The sequence below is a fragment of the Micromonospora sp. LH3U1 genome (assembly GCF_028475105.1).
In the GTDB taxonomy this organism is placed as follows: Bacteria; Actinomycetota; Actinomycetes; order Mycobacteriales; family Micromonosporaceae; genus Micromonospora.
This window is the reverse complement of the sequence record NZ_CP116936.1, coordinates 338,409-356,516: the sequence shown is the minus strand read 5'-3', so window position 1 is coordinate 356,516 and position 18,108 is coordinate 338,409. Positions and strand designations below refer to the sequence as shown.

Genomic DNA, 18,108 nt, shown 5'->3' with positions numbered 1-18,108 from the left:
TCACGCCCCGCCGGTGGGCAGGGAGACTGTGAACGTGCTGCCCCTGCCCGGCTCGCTGCTCAGCTCCAGCGTCCCACCGAGCAGCGTCACCAACCGCCGGGCGTACGGCAGGCCGAGGCCGGTGCCGCCGACCCGGGTGGCACCCGGCACCTGGTAGAACTCCTCGAAGATCCGGTCGTGCAGCTCGGGAGCGATGCCGGGCCCGGTGTCGCTGACCTCGAAGTTCCACCGGTCGCCGTGCTGGCGGGCCCGCAGCCGCACCTCGCCGCGCTCGGTGAACTTCAACCCGTTGTGCAGCAGGTTGCGCAGCACCTGGCCGAGCAGCACCTCGTCGGTGCGTAGCAGGGCCGGCGTACTCGGCTCCTCCACCACCAGCTCCATCTCCGGGCGGGTGGCCAGCGCGCGCATCGTGCCGCGCAGTTGGCCGAAGACCGAGCGCAGGTCGACGTCCGTCAGTTCCGGCTCGATCCGGCCGGACTCCGCCTTGGCGAGGTCCAGCAGTTCGTTGACCAGACCGAGCAGATCTGCCGCCGAGGAGCGGATCAGGTCGACATTGCGGCTCTGCTCGTCGGTGAGCGGGTCGGAGGCGGAGTCGGTGAGTAACCGCCCCAACCCGATGATCGCGGTGACCGGGGCGCGCAACTCGTGGCTCACGTTGGCCAGGAACCGGCTCTTCGACTCGCTCGCCGCGCGGAGCTGGGCCGACTTCTCGTCCAGCTCGGCGTAGAGGGCGACGACGCCCCGGTTGGTCTCCTCCAACTCCTCGGTGAGCTCGTTGTAGAGCGCCAGCACACCGCGGTTGGTCTCGGCCAGCTCGTCGTTCAGCACGGCCAGCTCGTCGCGCTGACTGCGCACCTCGTCGAGTGCGGCGATGAGCTGCCCGTTCTGCGCAGTCAACTCGTCCAGCGCGCTGGACGGAGCGGTACGGCCGAGTTCGGTACGGAACTCGGCGAGCCGCTCCGGGGTCAGCGTCGGCGCGTTGGCCGGGACTCGTCGGGACATCCTCACGACGGTAACCCCCTCGACGGTCGACACGCTCAACGTGTCGACCAGTCGGGACACCGCGCCGGACTGCGGCTGGTAGCGGCCGTCCGGGAGCGGGGTCACCGGGGCCAGGTCTGCGCGCAGGTGGAACCGACTGTCGGCGCCCGCATCGATGTGGAAGGAGACGTCCGCACCGCCGGTCGTCTGCAGCAGGTCCCGGGCGACCTCGCTGAGCGCGGTGGCGATCCGAACCTGGTCCTGGTGTTCCAGGCCGACCACCGCGGCCACCTCGCGGCCCCGCTGGCGGATCACGAAGATGTCCTGCTCGACCCGCAGCGCCATCTGCAGCAGCGGCAGCGCGGCCGGCTCGCGGGTCATGCCCAGGACCTCGCGACCAGTACGCAGGCGTCGTCGCGTCGCACACCTGCGTCGCGCAGGAGGGTCGCCGCCATGACGAGCGGGGATCGCTCCGCCAGGCCCGGGTAGTCGGTCGACCGCCAACGGTCGACCACCCCGTCGCTGTGCATCACCAGTCGGGCCCCCGGACCGAACGGGTAGTCGTACTCCCGGATTGTCGGCCGCTGGTGACCGGCGATGCCGGGCAGCGACACCAGCCCTCGGCGGTGTCCGTCACCCTCGACGACCGAGCCGGAGATGTTGCCCAGGCCGGCGTAGTGCAGCACACCGGCCGCCGGCACCAACTCGGCGACCGCGAGCGCGCTGCCACGGGTGTGCGACATGCTCCGGTGCAGGTGACCGACCACCACCGCCGGTGGGCCGGCCGGGGCGTCACGGAATGCGGCCAGCGCCGCCTCAGTCGCGGCGGCGGCCAGCGGGCCGTGCCCCAGCCCGTCGCTGACCAGCACCTGGTGCCGCCCGTCGGCGACCCGGACGGCATACCCGTCACCGCTGACCGTCTCGCCGGTGAGCGGCCGGGAGAGGGCGCCGGCCCAGGACGGCCGCGCCGGCTCCGCCGGCCAGACCTGAACGGCGAAGACCGTGCCCCGGCCGGGCAGGGAGTAGCCGTCGAACCAGCTGGCCTGCCGGACGATGGCACCCAGACCGATGCCGAGCGTGCCGGTGGTGGAGTGCCCGTCCTGGGACGAGACGGTCAGGTCGGCCATGCCGGGTCCGGAGTCGATGGCCACCAGCTCCACGCCGGCCTCCCCGGCGCGACGCACCGGCCGGAGCAGCAGGACGCCCTCGTCGGCGTGCTTGACCAGGTTGCTGGTCAGCTCGGCTGCGACGATGGCCAGGTCGGCGATACGCGCCGCACCCATCTCCAACTGCGCACCGAGGCGCTCGGCGGCACGCCGGACAGCGCTCGCCGCGCTACTGGCCTCCACCCGGAACCAGATGCCACTGTCGGTGACCGCGTCGCCGTTCACCGGGACCACTTGGTGACCGTGATCCGCGTGCCGGTTTCCTGGGAGGTCTCGATCTCGAATTCGTCGACCAGCCGGCGGGACCCGCTGAGTCCGAGGCCGAGGCCGCCGCCGGTGGTGTAGCCGTCGGTCAGGGCCAGATTGAGGTCGGCGATGCCCGGCCCGGAGTCGGCGAAGACGATCTGGAGGCCCTTTCGGCGGCCGTTGTCCACGGTCGCCACCTCGGCCGAGCCGCCGCCGCCGTACACCAGGGTGTTGCGGGCCAACTCGCTCGCCGCGGTGACCACCTTGGTCTGATCGACCAGGGACAGCTTGACGGCCACCGCGACGGCACGGACCAACTGCCGGACGCGCACCACGTCCTCGTCGCTCTGGATCGCCTGTGCCTGTGGCTGGCCCAGGCCGAGGCCCGTGGTCACGGCGTGGCCGTCTCGGCGTCCGGATCGTCGTCGAGCTGGTAATCGAGCTCGTCGGCGTGGGCAGCCGCGATCAGCTCCATGCCGCGCTCGACGTTCAGCGCGGTACGGATGCCGTTGAGCGACAGCCCCAGTTCGACAAGGGTGATGGCGACGGCGGGGCGCATCCCGACCACCACCGTCTCCGCGTCGAGCACCTTGGAGATCGACGCGATGGTGGAGAGCATCCGCCCGACGAAGGAGTCGACGATGTCCAGCGCGGTGATGTCGATGATGACGCCGTGGCAGCCGGTGTCCACGATCCGCTCCGCGAGATCATCCTGGAGCTGGACCGCGGTCTGATCGGACATGTCCAGCTGGATGGAGACGAGCAGGATGTCGCCGATCTTGAGGATCGGTACGCGTTCCATCAGACGCCCCGGCGCGGCTGCCGGCGCACGGTCTCCACCCCGTTGAGCCGCAGCACGTGGCGCAGCGCGTCCGCGAGGCTCGCCTTGGTGGCGATGTCGCCGAACTCGATGCCGAGCGCCACGATGGTCTGCGCGATCTGCGGGCGGATGCCGGAGATGATGCAGTCGGCGCCCATCAGCCGGGCGGCCACCACGGTCTTCAGGATGTGCTGGGCGACCTGGGTGTCCACCGCCGGGACGCCGGTGATGTCGATGATCGCGTACGGCGAGCCGGTGTCGACCAGGGTCTGCAGCAGCCGCTCCATCACGACCTGGGCGCGGGCCGAGTCCAGGGTGCCGACCAGCGGAACGGCGACCACGCCCTCCCAGAGCTTGACCACCGGCGTGGAGAGCTCGAGCAGCTGCTCGGCCTGGTCGGCGATCAGGCTCTCCCGGGTGCGTACGAAGCTCTCGAAGGTGAACAGACCCATTTCGTCGACCAGCTTGGAGAAGGCGACGTAGTCGTGCAGCGCGTTGGCGCCGCCGGCCTCCTGCACCAGCTCGGCCAGCACGTCCTTCAGCGCGAAGATGCTGATCGTGGTCTCGGTGGCGGAGAAACCCTGGCGGGCCCGACCACGGGACAGCTCGGAGAGCGCGGCGCGCAGCTCGGCGGCGTTGTCGGCGGACAGGTCGATGTCACCCTGCTCGCCGGTGGTGACGATGGCGCTGTGCAGATCCTGGACCTGCCGGCGCAGCTCAGCCTGGCTCAGCCGGCCCCGCAACGAACTGGTGACGATCTCGGTCCACCGAGACATCACCCGTTCGGCCTGCCCGCTGAGCAGCGCGACGAGCCGACCACTTTCTTCGGTGCTCAACGCCATTTCGAACCCCCTTGACCTGGACCGGGCGGACTCTATCACCGGGGCCTGACCAACTACTTGCCCCGTAGCAACGGAATGATGATGGCCACCAGATCACGGCTCCCGTTCTGTGTGGAAGCCCGGTCGTGGGATACCGTTCCCCCGATAACAGCAGGAGGTCCGGCGAATGTCGCTGACGGTGCACACGGAACAACGCGACGACGTGGTCGTCGTGTCGGTAGCGGGCGAGCTGGACATGGCTACCGCACCGCAACTGCAGGACCAGATCACCGACCTGCTCGACAAGGGTCGCAACCGGCTGGTGTTCAACCTGGCGGACGTCTCGTTCTGCGACTCGACCGGTCTGTCGGTCTTCGTCCGCGCCAAGAACAGCTGCGACGAGGCCGGCGGCGTGGTCCGGCTGGCCGCCCCGCAGCGGGGTGTGTTGCGCATCCTCGAGGTGAGCGGGCTGGTCGAGGTGCTGCACACCTACCCGACGGTGGATGAGGCAGTCGCCGGCGAACCGACGCCGGCATCCTCCTGACCGCTGTCGTTCGTCACTCGTCCTCGATGTAGCGGGGACGAGCGATCGCCAGGCCCGCCACCGTCTGCACGGCGAGCGCGCCCAACAGGAAACCGATCGGCACTTTCCAGCCGCCGGTTGCCTCGTAGAGGATGCCGACCATCAGCGGGCCGAGGGCGGCGATCACGTACCCGGTGCTCTGCGCGAACGCGGAGAGCGCGACGGTCCCCTCGGCGGTGCGGGCGCGCAGACCGATGGCGGTGAGGATCAGCGGAAACGCACCCTGGCCGATCGCCATCAGGGCGACCCAGAGCAGCGCGGCACCGTGCGGGGCGAGCGCCAGCCCCAGGTAGGCCAGCGTCGACGCGGTGGTCAGCCCGAGCACCAACGGACGCAGGCTGCCCAGCCGGCCCGCCACTGTGGGCATCACCAGCGCGATCGGCACACCGAGCGCGGTCACCCCGGCGAGCAGCAGCCCGGCCGACTCCGGCTGGTAGCCGGCGTCGCGGAACAACTGGGCCAGCCAGCCCATGATCGCGTACCCGCTGAGCGACTGCGCCCCGAAGTAGACCGCCATCGCCCAGCCGAGCCGGGTCCGCGCCGGCCGGACCCGCGACGGTGCGACCTCGACCGCCGTCGGGGTCACTCGCCGCGCGGCGGCGCGAGCCCGCAGCGCCAGCGGCACCCACGGGAGTACGGCCACCGCGGCCATCGCGGCCCAGATGCCGAGCCCGGCCCGCCACGAGCCGAAGGCGTGCGCGATCGGCACCGCGGAGGCGGCGGCCACCGTCGTGCCCACGGTCAACGCCATCGTGTACGCCCCGGTGACCAGGCCGGTGCGATGCGGGAAGTGCTGCTTGACGAGCATCGGCAGCAGGATGTTGGCGACCGCGATGCCGGACAGCGCCAGCGCGCTGGTCAGCACGAAGATCAAGGCCGAGTCGGTGACAACCCGGAGCACCTGGCCGACGGCGAGGGCGAGCATGGCGACCACCAGCACCCGGGCCGGTGCCACCCGGCGGACCAGCCACGGGGTGAGCGCGCCGAGGCCGGCGAACGCGATGGTCGGCAGGGTGGTGACCAGACCGGCCATGGTGCCGGAGAGACCCAGCCCGTCGCGGACCTCGTCGAGCAGGGCACCGAGGCTCGTCACCACGGCGCGCAGGTTGAGCGCGACCAGCAGCATCCCGACCAGCACGAGCGCGCCACCGGTCGCCGGGTGGGTGCGACGGCCCGTACCGGGGTCGCTCGTCGGGCGAGGGTCGACGGCGACGGGCGCGGGCGGCGCCGAAGCGGCGGTTGGTGGCGGGGTCATGACCTCTAACCTACAATCATGGGATGAATTTGGGACCGGTGATGTAACCAGTGCCACCGTCGGTTAATTTCCCCTCCGCGCCGCCGGTGCCGCCCCGCGGCCAGCCCGCCGTGCCGCCCCGCGCCACCGGGTCCGGCAGACCACCGAGCAGCTCCGCGCCCGGATCCTCGGCGGCGAATGGCCCGTCGGCGGGCGCATCCCCACCGAGCCGCAACTGGTCGCCGCGCTGGGCGTGGGGCGCAACACCGTCCGCGAGGCGGTCCGAGCCCTGGTGCACGCCGGGGTGCTCGAGTGCCGGCAGGGCTCCGGCACGTACGTGGTGTCCACCGACGAACTGGCGCCGGTGGTGGCCCGCCAACTCGGCGACGACCGGATGGCCGAGGTCATCGAGGTGCGGCGCGCCTTCGAGGTGGAGGCCGCCCGGCTCGCCGCGCTGCGGCGTACGCCGAAGGACCTGGCGGCGCTCGACGGCGCGCTCGCCGAACGCGAGGCCGCCTGGCACGGCGGCCGGGTCGACGCGTTCGTCGAGGCCGACGCGGCGCTGCACACGGTGGTGGTCGCCGCCGCGCACAACGCCATGCTCGCCGAGCTGTACGCCTCGGTCGGCACCGCCCTGCGCAGCACCGTCGCCCAGGCCATGGGTGGGGCGCTCACACCCGAGCGCTACGTCGACCACACCCGGCTGGTCGAGGCGATCCGGGCCGGCGACCCGGGCCGGGCGGCGATCGAAGCCGGCGCTTTTCTGGAACCCGCCGAACGGGCATAGGTTGTGCCGGTCGGAAAACCGGACACCTCAGGAGTACGAATGCTCAAGGGCTTCAAAGACTTCATCATGCGCGGCAACGTCGTCGACCTGGCGGTCGGCATCGTCATCGGCGCTGCGTTCACGGGCGTGGTCACCCAACTCACCAAGTCGTTCCTCGAACCACTGATCAAGGCAATCGGCGGGGGCAGTGGCCTCTCGGCCGGGACGTGGAATCTCGGCGGCCAGGTCTTCGACTGGGCAGCGTTCATCAACGCCCTGATCACCTTCGTGCTCACCGCGGCGGTGCTCTACTTCTTCGTGGTCTACCCCATGAACAAGCTGGCCGAGCGGCGGCAGCGGGGCGAGGAGCCGCCGCCGGCGGCGCCGAGCGAGGAGGTCAAGCTGCTCACCGAGATCCGGGACGCCCTGGTCTCTGCCGGTCACACCACCCCGGGCCAGCAGCGCGGGGCACTGGACGACGTGCTGGGCCGCCGCACCGAACCGCCGGCGCCGCGCTGACCCCAGCGGATGCACATCGGCCCCTGCGGGATTCCCGCAGGGGCCGCATCTTCTCGTACGTGTGTTCGATAGAGTCCCGCCATGGAGCAGCGAAAGCACTGGTGGAACGGGAAGTGGGGGCGGCTGGCCCGGCGGGACGTCTTCCTGCGGGTGGACGCCGACCGGTGGCACGTCGAGCAGCGAGCCGGCGGCGCCGAGGGCATCTCCCGGTTCTACGAGTACGGCAGTGCGGACGAGGCCGAGGACACCGTCCGGGCGCTGCTCGACGGCCCGGACACCTGGCGGGAGTTGTCCCCACGCCCGCCAGGCAGCTGGACCCTCCCAAACAGCTGACCAGCTAGATAGCCAAGCGGCCTGGGCTGCCGGACGGTCTGGGCGGCCGCCGGTGTGGTGTGCCGCTGTCGGGCAGGCAGAGCGTCGGGCAGGCCGGCGACGGCGTTTAGCGGCGTGCCGCCCCGGGAACCGCGGTGGGATGGACCAGCAGGACGCGCAGCAGTCGACCATCTCGCGGATCACCACCGGGATGCCGGTGATCGACTCCGCCGGCACCGAGGTCGGGACCGTGGACCTCGTCCAGCGAGGCGACCCGAACGCGGTGACCGTGCAGGCGCCGGCCGCCGACCCGGGCAGCAGCCTGAACGAGCTGATCGAGGCGACCGCGGTCGAGGAGCCGGATGTTCCGGCCGATCTGGCGGCGCGGCTGCTGCACAGCGGCTACCTGAAGGTCTCCACCGAGTTGACCCGGACCGGCGCGGTCTACGTACCGGCCGACCGGATCGGGTCGGTGGCCGACGGCCGGGTCCTCCTGGCCGTGGGCGTGGCCGACCTGCCGCCCGAGGAGTGACCTCAGCACGGAGATCCCCACCAAATCAATGATGTCGGGGCGTCCGGGCGACCCGGATACCCCGACATCATTGATCCCGAGTGGATCAAGGAGTGGGTGCACCTCGGACAACGAGCGCGTACCGTCGCCGGATGTCGCTGGCACCACCGGAACCCGAACTGACCGACGGCCACGTTCGCCTCCGATCGTGGACGATGGATGACCTGGACTGCGTTCGGCAGGCTGCGACGGATCGGCGGATCACCGAGGCCACCACCGTCCCGGTCCGGTTCACCGAGGATGCCGGCCGTGCCTTCGTACGCCGGCAATGGAGTCGGACCACCGACGGCGCCGGCCTCTCGCTGGCGGTCGCCGACGCGGACACCGACGTCGCGGTCGGTTCGGTCACGTTGCTGCTGCGGCCTCAGCCGGGCGTGGCCGGTCTTGGCTACTGGCTGATCCCGGCCGGACGGGGGCAGGGCTTGGCCCACCGGGCGGCGCGGCTGCTCACGGCGTGGGCGCTGGAGACCGCCGGTCTGGCCCGGGTCGAGGCGTGGGTCGAGCCGGACAACCTGGCCTCCCGACGGGTGCTCGCGGCGGCCGAGTTCGTCGAGGAGGGTGTGTTGCGGAGCTTCCTCGCCTTCCCGGATCGCCGGGCGGACGCCGTGGTGCTGGCCCGGATCGCCGGAAGCAAACCGCGGAGATCGACACGGGATCAGTGATGTAGCGGTGTCCGGTCGTCGTGGACAGCGCGATTTCCTTGATCCGGTGTTGATCTTTGCGGCGCGTCGGGTAGTGCGTCGGCGGTGCGCGCGGGGTCTGCCGGCGCGGCGGGTGGACGGCGGTGGTGGAAGAGCAGCAGCATCAGGCAGCCCGCGACCAGGCCCCAGAACGCGCCGCCCACGCCGATCAGCGTCACCCCGGAGGCGGTCACCACGAAGGTGACCACGGCGGCCTCGCGGGTCGTCGGGTCGGTCACCGCCGAGGCGAGCGCGGTGGCGAGAGCGCCCAGGAGGGCCAGCCCGGCGACCGCCTCGATGAGGATCGGCGGGGCAACGGCGACCAGTGCGGTGGCTACGCCGGCACCCAGGCCGAGCAGGGCCAGTCCGACGCCGGCGGTGACAGAGGCGACCCACCGGCGCTCCGGGTCCGGGTGCGCGTCGGGGCCGGCGGCCAACGCGGCGGTGATCGCCGCGAGGTTCACCGCGTGCCCACCGGCCGGGGCGGCGAGCAGGCTGGCCAGGCCGGTGGCCCGCAGCGCGGCGCCGAACGGCGGCCGGTATCCGTAGCCGACCAGCACCGCCATGCCGGGTACGTTCTGCGCGGCCATGGTGACCAGGAACAGCGGCAGGGCGAGGCCGACCAGCGCGGACGCGTTCCAGGCCGGCGCGGTCAGCGTGATCGACGGCGTCAGCGTGGCACCGCCCAGACCGGCTGACGGCGTGGTCAACGCGATCGCCGCCACCGCCACCACCAGCGCGCCGGGCACCGCCCAGCGGCGGGCGAACCGGTGCAGCAGCAGCCAGCCGACCACCACCGGACCGGCCACCAGGGGCAGCTCGACCAGCGCGCGGACGGGGGCGGTGCACAGCGGCAGCAGCACCCCGGCGAGCATCGCACCGGCCACCGGCTTGGGGATCGCGGCCACCGCACGGCCGAGTGGCGGGAACAGCCCAGCCGCGACGATCAACACACCGGAGACGAGGAACGCGCCCACCGCGACCGGCCACCCGCCCGGCGGCGGCCCGGTCGCCACCAGCAGCGCCGCGCCCGGCGTGGACCAGGCCACGCTCATCGGAATGCGGTGCCGCCAGCCCAACCAGGCGGCGGCGAGCCCGCACGCCACGCAGAGGGCAAGCAGGCCGGAGGCGGCCTGCGCGTCCGACGCGCCGACCGCCCGGAGCCCGGCCAGCACGACGGTGAACGAGCTGGCGAAACCGACCAGCGCGGTCACCGCCCCCGCCAGCACCGGTTGTACGCGTCCGGTCATCCCACCCTCCCGACTGTTCCGTTTACGGAACAACAGCGTGTAGCACGATAGTCGGGTGCCGCACCCACCACCAGCCCGCCGTCCGGGCCTCGACGTGGATCCCGCCGTCGTCGGCCGCCGGGTCCGTGCCCTGCGCGAGGAGCGGGGGATCTCGCTGTCCACACTGGCCCGGCTCGCCGGCGTCGGAAAGGCCACCATCTCCGGCCTGGAGAACGGCACCCGCAACCCGACCCTGGAGACGCTCTGGGCGGTCACCGCGCGGCTCGGCGTACCGCTGACCGCCGTGCTGGCCGAGCCCGCCGCCGAGCCCACCGTGCACGGCACCGCGGTCAGCGCCACCCTGCTGGAGGTGTTCACCGACACCGACGCGACCTACGAGCTGTACCGGATGCGGGTCGCGCCCGGCCCCGGGCAGCTCTCCCCCGCCCACCAGTCGGGGGTCACCGAGCACGTCACCGTCTTCGCCGGGGTGTTGCGCGCCGGCCCGGCCGACGCGCCGCTGACCGCCCCGGCCGGCAGTCACCTCCGCTGGGTGTCGGACGTGCCACACAGCTACACCGCGGTGGGTGACGAGGAGGTCGCCGCCAGCCTGCTGCTGCGGTATCCACGCCGCTGAGGCCCGCCGAACGGCCCATATCGCAATCATTTTCTCGACCTACGCAGTAGGCGTAGAGACGAATGCGGGGTGTTCTTGGCAAGCTTGACCCCATGACGCTGATCCTCCGCTCGGTCATCCTCAACGACATCGGCCTGGTACGCACCAACAACGAGGACTCCGCCCTCGCCGGTGACCGCCTGATCGCCGTCGCCGACGGCATGGGCGGGCTGCCCGCGGGCGAGGTGGCGAGCGAGATCGTGATCCGAATCCTGGACGAACTGGCTCCGCCCACCGACCCCGATGGCGCCGCCGACGCCCTGCGTGCCGTGGTCAGCACTGCCAACCAGCGCATCCACGCCGCCATCACCGTCGACCCGAGCCGTGACGGGATGGGCACCACGCTCACCGCGGCGCTGCTGGCCGGGGAGACGCTGGTGCTGGCCCAGGTCGGCGACTCCCGCTGCTACCTGCTGCGCGACGGGGAGCTGACCCAGCTCACCCGGGACGACACGTTCGTGCAGGCGCTGGTCGATCAGGGCACGCTCACCCCCGAGCAGGCCCGCCACCACCCGCAGCGGTCCCTGGTGACCCGGGCTGTGCAGGGCGCCGACACCCCACCGGCGGTCGGTGTGCTCACCGTTGTCCCCGGCGACCGGCTGCTGCTGTGCAGCGACGGCCTCTCCGACTACGTCGAGAACGAGGCCATCGCGGCGGCTCTGGGCATGTACGCCGACCGCCAGCAGTGTGGGGAGCAGTTGGTGAAGCTCGCCCACCACGCCGGCGCACCGGACAACGTGACGGTCGTGGTCTCCGACGTCGTCGCCCGCTGACCCGCACGGCCCGCTCGGCGTCGCGCTGATCGGGCCAATCCGGTTGCTCAGGTCATCCGGGCAGGTTGAGATGGGCGAATGACCATCCGCCGGGTGACCGCCGACGACCGTCTCACCACCAGCTTCCCGCTGGCCGCGTACGCCTTCGAGTCGTCGCCGCTCAGTGCTGCCCGGGCCGAGGAGTTCCGCGACTACCTGCCCTACAACCAGGGCAACCGGACGCTGATCGCCGAGGAGGACGGCACCACGCTGGCCGCCGTGTCAGCCATCCCGATGCGGCAGAACCTGCGCGGGGTGGTGCTGCCGATGGCGGGCGTCGCCGGGGTGGCCACCCATCCGCTGGCCCGTCGGCAGGGGCACGTCCGGGCGCTGCTGCACCAACTCCTCGACGAGATGCGCGACGAGGGGCATACGCTCAGCGCGCTCTACCCGTTCCGGCCCAGCTTCTATGCCCGGTTCGGCTACGTCGGGCTGCCCAAGCCGCGCAGGGTCACCTTCACCCCGGCCAACCTGGGGTCGCTGCTCGGCGCGGACCTCCCCGGCGAGGTGGGCTGGGAACGTGTCGCCGCCGGCTATCCGACGTGGCGCGCGTTCACCGAGCGCTGCCTCCAGGAACGGCACGGCTTCTCGATCTTCCCGGACTATCGAGCGATCGGGATGCGCGACCGGGACGAGTACTGGCTGCTCACCGCCCGGATGGCTGGAGAGGTGACCGGCGCGGTTACGTACCGGATCGACGAGCACGGCGGCACGCTGCACGGCAACGAACTGCTGGTCGCCGACCCGCTCGCGCGGGCGTTGCTGTTGCAGTTCTTCGCCCGGCACGTCGACCAGATCGAGCGGATCACCGTCCAGGTCCCGCCCGACGAGTTTCCGGAGCTGTGGCTGACCGACCTGGACGTACACATCGAGGCACGAACGGCCGTACCGGGTTCGTCCGCCCCGATGGCTCGCCTGTTGTCGCTGGACGCGTTGAGCGGACTACCCGCCGGCCCCGGCCGGGTACGGCTCGAACTGACCGGTGACCGTTGGCTGGCCGGCACCCACCTGGTGGATGGCACGACCGGCGCGCTGGAGTTGGTCGCCGACACCGCCGGCCGCGCGCCGACCGCCACGCTCACTGCGGCCGGGCTCTCCGCCCTGGCGTACGGGGTGCTGGACCCCGCCGAACTGCCGTTGCGGGGGTTGGGCGACGTGCCAGCGGATGCGGCCGTCGAGCTGCGCGGCATCTTTCCCCGCCGGGTGCCGTACCTCTTCGCCGACTTCTGAGCCTTCCTCACAACCGGGTTTGTCGCCCCGGCAACCGTGGGTAGGGTCCCGCGAATGCCGGAGTGGTTACAGGCGGGTGGGTGGGGGCTGCTGGCCGGGTCGGCTCTGCTGGTCGGGGCGGCGGTCGGCTGGTTCGCCCGGGTGCCTCAGCGCGTCATCGCGTCGATCATGGCGTTCGGGGCGGGTGTGCTGCTCTCCGCCGTGTCGTTCGAGTTGATCGCCGAGGCGCACGCGCAGGGCGGGCTGCTGCCCACCGCACTCGGCGCTGCCGTTGGTGCGGCCGTCTACACCCTGGCCAACCTGGCTCTCGCCCGGCACGGCGCGCGGCACCGGAAGCGGTCCGGCGACCAGCAGCCCTCCGAGGACGAGCAGCCCGGCTCCGGGTCGGCGCTCGCGGTCGGCGCGCTGCTCGACGGCGTACCGGAATCGGTGGTGATCGGCGCGAGCCTGCTCGGCGGCGGCACGGTCAGTCTGGTCACGGTGGCGGCGGTCTTTCTCAGCAACGTTCCGGAGGGCCTGTCCAGTGCGGCCGGCATGCGCCAGGCCGGCCGGACCCGGCGGTACGTCTTCCTGCTCTGGACGGGGATCGCACTGATCAGCGGGGCGGCGGCGCTGCTCGGTAACACGTTGCTGGGCGGTGCCCCGCCGGAGGTGATGGCCGGGATCACGGCGCTGGCCGCCGGCGCGATCCTCGCGATGATCACCGACACCATGGTCCCCGAGGCGTTCGAGAACGCGCACCTACTGGTTGGTCTGATCACGGTCGCCGGCTTCCTGACCGCCTTCGCCCTCTCCCACAGCTGACCACCGGTCACCGCGTCTTAGCAGCGCATTAAACCGGCATGGCGGATTCGTCGCGACGCCGTCGGGGCTCCTAGCATCACGGGGTGCGCATGACGTCGCTTGCTGCCCTGCTCGTCCTCGGTGTCGCCACCGCGACCCTGCCCGCCTGCGCGCCCAACGACCCGGCTCCCACCTTCCAGCCCGGCTCGTCCGCCGAGCCGGAGGCGCTGTCGACCGGCGACCAGGGTGACGCGCCGGCTGGCCGGGACGGTCTCGGTGGCCCCGGGGCCAGTGCGAGCCCGAAGCCCGCCGACAAGGTGCTCGCGGCCGGCAACCCGAACGGCAAGGCGACCGTGCCGGCCGAGGCACGGGCGGTGGACACCTCGAAGCCGACCCGGACCATCGGCACGGGCACCCCGGCGAGTTGCACCTCCGCGGCGGTCGTGAAGGCCGTCGCGGCCGGCGGGGTCATCACGTTCAACTGTGGACCGGCCCCGACGACGATCAAGATGACCGCCACCGCGAAGGTCCGCAACGCCAACGGGCCGAAGGTCGTGCTGGACGGCGGCGGCAGGGTCACGCTGAGCGGCCAGGGGCGGCGCCGCATCCTCTACATGAACACCTGCGACGAGGCCCAGGGCTTCACCACCTCGCACTGCCAGAACCAGGACCACCCGCAGCTCACCGTGCAGAACCTGACCTTCGCCGACGGCAACTCCACCGGCGACAAGGTCGAGGGCGGCGGCGGTGGGGCGATCTTCGTACGCGGCGGGCGGTTCAAGGTGGTCAACTCGCGCTTCGTCCGCAACCGCTGCGACCGCACCGGCCCCGACCTGGGTGGCGCGGCCATCCGAGTGCTGAGCCAGTACGACAACAAGCCGGTGTACGTGGTGGGCAGCACCTTCGGTGGCGCCACCGGCCAGGGCGGCTCCTGCTCCAACGGGGGCGCGCTGAGCAGCATCGGCGTCTCGTGGGTGGTGCTGAACAGCATGCTCAGCCACAACGAGGCGATCGGCAGCGGCGCCAACCCGGCCAAGTCCGGCACGCCCGGCGGCGGCAGCGGCGGCGCGATCTACTGCGACGGCAACGAGTTCACCGTGCGGATCGCCGGCACCATCATCGAGAACAACAAGGCCAACGAGGGTGGCGGCGCGGTCTTCTTCGTGAGCAACAACCGCACCGGCACCATGAAGATCGAGAACTCGACCCTGCGCCGCAACCCCAGCGGCAAGTTCGAGACCCGTGGCTTCCCCGGCATCTTCTTCCTGGGCGCCCGCAACCCCACGGTAACCAATTCCAAACTGAGCTGATGCAGGCGTACCTCAGTAGGGGTTGCCTTGGCCTGGGGGGCGGGCTTGGAGGAGCGCTGCTGGACGGCCGGGCAGGTTGGGTGCGCCGGACAGCGGCGGGCTCGCCGTGTGGTCGCCGTCGGCCATTCCGACGAAGAGTTCCTTGAGCGCGGTGAGTGCGTCGATCTTGGGCTGCCAGCCCAGCTCGGTCTCCGCGCGCTCGCTGGACATCAGCGGGGCGTTCAGACCCAACTCCACCCAACCCGCGTCGACCGGTTGCAGCCGCGCCCGCCAGGTCAGCGCCGCCGCCACCCGCAGCACCGGCGCGGCGACCGGCACCGTCCAACCGTGGAAGTGCCGGGCCACCAACTCCGGGGTGAGCACCGGGTCCGCGGCGACGTTGAAGGCGCCGCGCGCATCACCCAGCACCGCCCTGGCGTACGCGTCGGCCACGTCATCGGCGTGCACCGCCTGCATCCGCAACCGGCGGTTCGTCGGCACCAGCGGGATCCGGCCGAAGCGCAGCAGCCGGACCGGCGCCAGCGGGCCGAGAAAGTAGCGGGTGATCTCCACACCGGCGGCCCGCTGGAAGATCAAGCCGGGTCGCATCCGCACCACCCGTAGCGTCGGGTGATCCCGCTCGACCCCGTCCAGCAGCGCCTCCACCTCGGCCTTGTGCTCGCTGTACGACGAGCCGGGCACACCGGTGGCCGGCCACCGCTCGCTGATCGGGTGGTCCTTCGGGCCGGGCGCGTAGGTGCCGACCGACGAGGCGTACACCAGTGCCGGCACCCCGGCCCGGACCACCGCGTCGATCACCGCCCGACTGCCCTCGACGTTGGTCCGACGGAGCACCCGCTGGTCGTGGCTGGGCTGGATCTGCCAGGCCAGGTGCACCACCGCGTCCGCGCCCGCGAACACCTCGGCGAGCTGCCCCGCCGCGCCCGGCGCGCCGATGTCGCAGGAGTGCCACTCCACCTGGTCGTACGGCTCGCCAGCGTCGGGACCAGGCAACCTCCGGACCACCCCGGCCAGCTCCACGCCCCGCTCCCGGCGCAGCCGCCGCAGCACCGCCGTACCGACGTTGCCGCTCGCCCCCACCACCACGATCCGCATGCCCGACCCCGTACCCGCCCAGCGCCCGCTCAACCGCGCGCTATGGCACGGCCCGCGCGTGCTTGATCCACACGACTTCCTGAAAATCGGGGTATCCGACCGGCAGGACAGCCCGACTTCCGGTATCGCGAGTCGATCAAGGGCGCGGCGAGTCCCGGACCCAGCCGTGCTTCTCCTTACCCCGCCGACCGGTGGTAGCGGCCAGGCAACGAGGGCAGATCCAGCCCACCGCGTCAGCCTCCGTGAGCACGTCGGTGCCGGAGTAGTCGAAGCGCACGTGCGGAAAGCGCCGCAAACGGGTCCGGCTCAGTGCCAGGCCGCAGACCGTCTGGTTCTGACCGGGCAGCCAGGCGTGCACCTCCCCACCCGGCTGGCGTACGCCGTCCGACCCGACTTCCTCCCCGGACGCCGCCACGGCCGGGGTGCTGTTCGATCTCATGCCCGTCCCGGTTCCCCACCCGCCCGCACCCATGCACCGTCAAGCGATGCCACTTGATGCACTCCACATCCCGGGCACGGGAATTCTCGCCGGGTGCGGAGGCAGCGCCGGTTTCCGCGCGGCTCGCCCCGCCTGTTCCGCTCTGTCCGAGCTTGCCCACCCGGGCCAACCAGAAGCGCCCACGAGTGATATCAATCCCCCATGTCCCGAACTCTCGCCCGCGGATTCCTCCACGGGACGTTGACGCTCGCCCTGGCCACCTCAACGACGGTCCTCGGCAGCACGGTGGCACACGCCGCCACCCCACGACTGGCGCTATCCGCGCTCTCCTTCGCACAATCCACCGTCGACGCGACCCAGGGCTTCGTGTCCAACCAGCTCACGTTCTCCGTCACCAACACCGAACCGGACGCGCAGAACCTCACGGGCACCGTGACGCTGCGCATGCGCAGTTCGGTGACGGGCGAATTGCTGGGTCACGACCGTGTCGCGCGCTTCGACTACAACTACCACTATGGCGACATGGAGCTCGTGTCGGGCACACCCCAGGAAGCAACGTTCGCCTACGCCATGCCGGTGCGGGCTTACTCCGACGCGGCCACGGCGACCTGGGAGGTCACCAAGGTCACCCTCCACGGCGACGACATTTCTGCGACGGTGGGTGCCGCCAAGCTGAGCACCTTCCCGGGCTACCGCTTCACGGCGAACACGCTCATCGACTCGTCCGCGCCGACGTTCGACTCTCTCGCGCTCTACAACGGGCGCGGCCCGTACTTCTATGTCAAGGACGACCCGGCCTACTTCGCGCTCAGCCTGACGATCAACGACTACCAGTCCGGGCTCTGGAAGGGTTCGATCAAACTGGTCGGCCCCGGCGGTCAGAGCATCAGCACGCAGATCAGCTGGGCGCGCGACGAATACAGCACCGGTTTCCGGTGCGGCCTGTCGGGCAGCGGCGACGCCGACGGCAATTATGTACCGTGCTCGATGGAGATGAAATTCCCGCCGGGCACGGCGCCGGGAAGCTGGCGGGTCGCCCAGGTCATCCTGATCAACAACGCGGGCGGGCGGGCCACCTACAAGAACCCCGCCGGCCCGTCGATGGTGGTGACGTCCAACTCGACCCTGCAGGCCACCGACTTCGTCGTGTCGCCGAACCCGGTCGACAACTGGCGCGCCGACGTGACCACCGAGCTCTCGATGGCGGTCACCGGCGCCACCCGCGGCATCTCCCAACTCGACGTCACCTTCGAGGACCAGTGCTCGACGACCGGGCAGCCCTACACCAAGGCCGACGGTAGGCTCGCCGTCCGGGTGTACGTGTCCAGCCGCGCACGTGGCTGCGAGGTGACCCAGCTGTCCGTCCGGGACGGTGCCGGCAACCTCGCGCTCTATGGTTCCAACGTGTCGGCACCGGACCCGCAGATCTCGATCGACCAGGTGGCGAGCACCGAGGCGCCGACAGCGCTGAGCGCCGCGCTCGACCCGGCGTCGATCCCGTTGAGCCAGCTTCCCAACCAGAACATCAGGCTCACTGTGCAGGCCGAGGTGAAGGTCGCGCCCGTCACCAGCATGCCCGTCTACGTGTACGACGCCGACGGAGACGTCGTCTTCCAGACGTCCGGAAACGGTGGCCAGGCGCCCGACGGCTCGCTCACGTACGACATCTCGCTCAGCTACTGGGGTCTGGAAGCTGGCGGGTACACGGTCGGTTTCATGCTGTCCGACGCCTCCGGCCTCCGCAGCTACTGGAACATGCCGGACGTCTCGAGCAGCTTGACGCTGCCGGGCGGTCCGGTGGTCCTCACGATCACCGAGGGCTGATCCCGGGGTAG

General features: G+C 71.3%; 20 protein-coding genes and 1 pseudogene. 12 read left to right on the top strand and 9 right to left on the bottom strand.

The annotated features are described in order from the left end of the window. Genes PCA76_RS01645 through PCA76_RS01625 form a run of 5 tightly spaced genes read right to left on the bottom strand, consistent with a single transcriptional unit; the run spans window position 1 to window position 4,055 of the window. Complete coding sequence (locus PCA76_RS01645) at window positions 1-1,362, bottom strand: sensor histidine kinase (protein WP_272614761.1); 1,362 nt, start codon at window positions 1,360-1,362, stop codon at window positions 1-3. After that, complete coding sequence (locus PCA76_RS01640) at window positions 1,359-2,372, bottom strand: SpoIIE family protein phosphatase (protein WP_272619127.1); 1,014 nt, start codon at window positions 2,370-2,372, stop codon at window positions 1,359-1,361. The genes PCA76_RS01645 and PCA76_RS01640 overlap by 4 nt, the downstream gene beginning before the upstream one ends. Then, on the bottom strand, window positions 2,369-2,788 hold the full coding sequence (locus PCA76_RS01635) for an ATP-binding protein (protein ID WP_272614760.1): 420 nt from the start codon (window positions 2,786-2,788) through the stop codon (window positions 2,369-2,371). The genes PCA76_RS01640 and PCA76_RS01635 overlap by 4 nt, the downstream gene beginning before the upstream one ends. Continuing rightward, window positions 2,785-3,195, bottom strand: a complete 411-nt coding sequence (locus tag PCA76_RS01630; protein ID WP_272614759.1) for an STAS domain-containing protein — start codon at window positions 3,193-3,195, stop codon at window positions 2,785-2,787. Before PCA76_RS01630 ends, PCA76_RS01635 begins: the two co-directional genes overlap by 4 nt. Then, entirely contained in the window at window positions 3,195-4,055 is an 861-nt protein-coding gene (locus tag PCA76_RS01625; protein ID WP_272614758.1) for an STAS domain-containing protein, read from the bottom strand. The genes PCA76_RS01630 and PCA76_RS01625 overlap by 1 nt, the downstream gene beginning before the upstream one ends. Window positions 4,056-4,221: 166 nt before the next feature. Between PCA76_RS01625 and PCA76_RS01620 the strand changes: the two genes are divergently transcribed. Continuing rightward, on the top strand, window positions 4,222-4,578 hold the full coding sequence (locus tag PCA76_RS01620; protein WP_272614756.1) for an STAS domain-containing protein: 357 nt from the start codon (window positions 4,222-4,224) through the stop codon (window positions 4,576-4,578). Window positions 4,579-4,591: 13 nt separating this feature from the next. Here PCA76_RS01620 and PCA76_RS01615 read toward each other — a convergent pair whose 3' ends face one another. After that, complete coding sequence (locus PCA76_RS01615; protein WP_272619125.1) at window positions 4,592-5,743, bottom strand: MFS transporter; 1,152 nt, start codon at window positions 5,741-5,743, stop codon at window positions 4,592-4,594. A 215-nt stretch (window positions 5,744-5,958) separates the two neighbouring features. Between PCA76_RS01615 and PCA76_RS01610 the strand changes: the two are divergent. The 5 genes and pseudogenes from PCA76_RS01610 (at window position 5,959) to PCA76_RS01590 (ending at window position 8,681) form a co-directional block, all read left to right on the top strand. Beyond that, window positions 5,959-6,638 (top strand): annotated as a pseudogene (locus PCA76_RS01610) (FadR/GntR family transcriptional regulator). A 39-nt stretch (window positions 6,639-6,677) separates the two neighbouring features. Then, on the top strand, window positions 6,678-7,136 hold the full coding sequence (gene mscL, locus PCA76_RS01605) for a large conductance mechanosensitive channel protein MscL (protein WP_272614754.1): 459 nt from the start codon (window positions 6,678-6,680) through the stop codon (window positions 7,134-7,136). 81 nt (window positions 7,137-7,217) lie between these two features. After that, the gene (locus PCA76_RS01600; protein ID WP_088951051.1) at window positions 7,218-7,469 is read left to right on the top strand and encodes a hypothetical protein; all 252 of its coding nucleotides are present in this window, start codon (window positions 7,218-7,220) and stop codon (window positions 7,467-7,469) included. Window positions 7,470-7,608: 139 nt separating this feature from the next. Continuing rightward, entirely contained in the window at window positions 7,609-7,980 is a 372-nt protein-coding gene (locus tag PCA76_RS01595; protein WP_272614753.1) for a hypothetical protein, read from the top strand. A 131-nt stretch (window positions 7,981-8,111) separates the two neighbouring features. After that, entirely contained in the window at window positions 8,112-8,681 is a 570-nt protein-coding gene (locus PCA76_RS01590) for a GNAT family N-acetyltransferase (protein ID WP_272614752.1), read from the top strand. Here PCA76_RS01590 and PCA76_RS01585 read toward each other — a convergent pair. Continuing rightward, entirely contained in the window at window positions 8,675-9,949 is a 1,275-nt protein-coding gene (locus PCA76_RS01585) for a benzoate/H(+) symporter BenE family transporter (RefSeq protein ID WP_272614751.1), read from the bottom strand. The two genes, PCA76_RS01590 and PCA76_RS01585, sit on opposite strands and share 7 nt — an antisense overlap. Before the next feature lie 55 nt (window positions 9,950-10,004). Between PCA76_RS01585 and PCA76_RS01580 the strand changes: the two genes are divergently transcribed. The 5 genes from PCA76_RS01580 to PCA76_RS01560 all read left to right on the top strand — a co-directional run bounded on the left by PCA76_RS01580 (window position 10,005) and on the right by PCA76_RS01560 (window position 14,739). Next, window positions 10,005-10,565, top strand: a complete 561-nt coding sequence (locus tag PCA76_RS01580; RefSeq protein ID WP_272614749.1) for a helix-turn-helix domain-containing protein — start codon at window positions 10,005-10,007, stop codon at window positions 10,563-10,565. A 92-nt stretch (window positions 10,566-10,657) separates the two neighbouring features. Beyond that, entirely contained in the window at window positions 10,658-11,377 is a 720-nt protein-coding gene (locus PCA76_RS01575; protein ID WP_272614747.1) for a PP2C family protein-serine/threonine phosphatase, read from the top strand. Between the two features lie 78 nt (window positions 11,378-11,455). Then, complete coding sequence (locus PCA76_RS01570) at window positions 11,456-12,646, top strand: GNAT family N-acetyltransferase (protein ID WP_272614745.1); 1,191 nt, start codon at window positions 11,456-11,458, stop codon at window positions 12,644-12,646. 54 nt (window positions 12,647-12,700) lie between these two features. Continuing rightward, window positions 12,701-13,450 carry a ZIP family metal transporter gene (locus tag PCA76_RS01565; protein WP_272614744.1) on the top strand — a complete coding sequence of 250 codons (750 nt, stop codon included), beginning with the start codon at window positions 12,701-12,703 and terminating at the stop codon, window positions 13,448-13,450. Window positions 13,451-13,539: 89 nt separating this feature from the next. Next, complete coding sequence (locus PCA76_RS01560) at window positions 13,540-14,739, top strand: hypothetical protein (RefSeq protein ID WP_272619123.1); 1,200 nt, start codon at window positions 13,540-13,542, stop codon at window positions 14,737-14,739. 12 nt (window positions 14,740-14,751) lie between these two features. On the opposite strand, the gene PCA76_RS01555 is transcribed toward PCA76_RS01560, so the two are convergent. Beyond that, window positions 14,752-15,834, bottom strand: coding sequence for an NAD-dependent epimerase/dehydratase family protein (locus PCA76_RS01555; RefSeq protein WP_272614742.1), 1,083 nt, complete (start codon window positions 15,832-15,834; stop codon window positions 14,752-14,754). A gap of 136 nt (window positions 15,835-15,970) precedes the next feature. Then, complete coding sequence (locus PCA76_RS01550) at window positions 15,971-16,273, bottom strand: hypothetical protein (protein ID WP_272614741.1); 303 nt, start codon at window positions 16,271-16,273, stop codon at window positions 15,971-15,973. A 201-nt stretch (window positions 16,274-16,474) separates the two neighbouring features. On the opposite strand from PCA76_RS01550, the gene PCA76_RS01545 reads away from it, so the two are divergent. Beyond that, entirely contained in the window at window positions 16,475-18,097 is a 1,623-nt protein-coding gene (locus tag PCA76_RS01545; protein WP_272614740.1) for a hypothetical protein, read from the top strand. The last annotated feature ends 11 nt before the right edge of the window (window positions 18,098-18,108 follow it).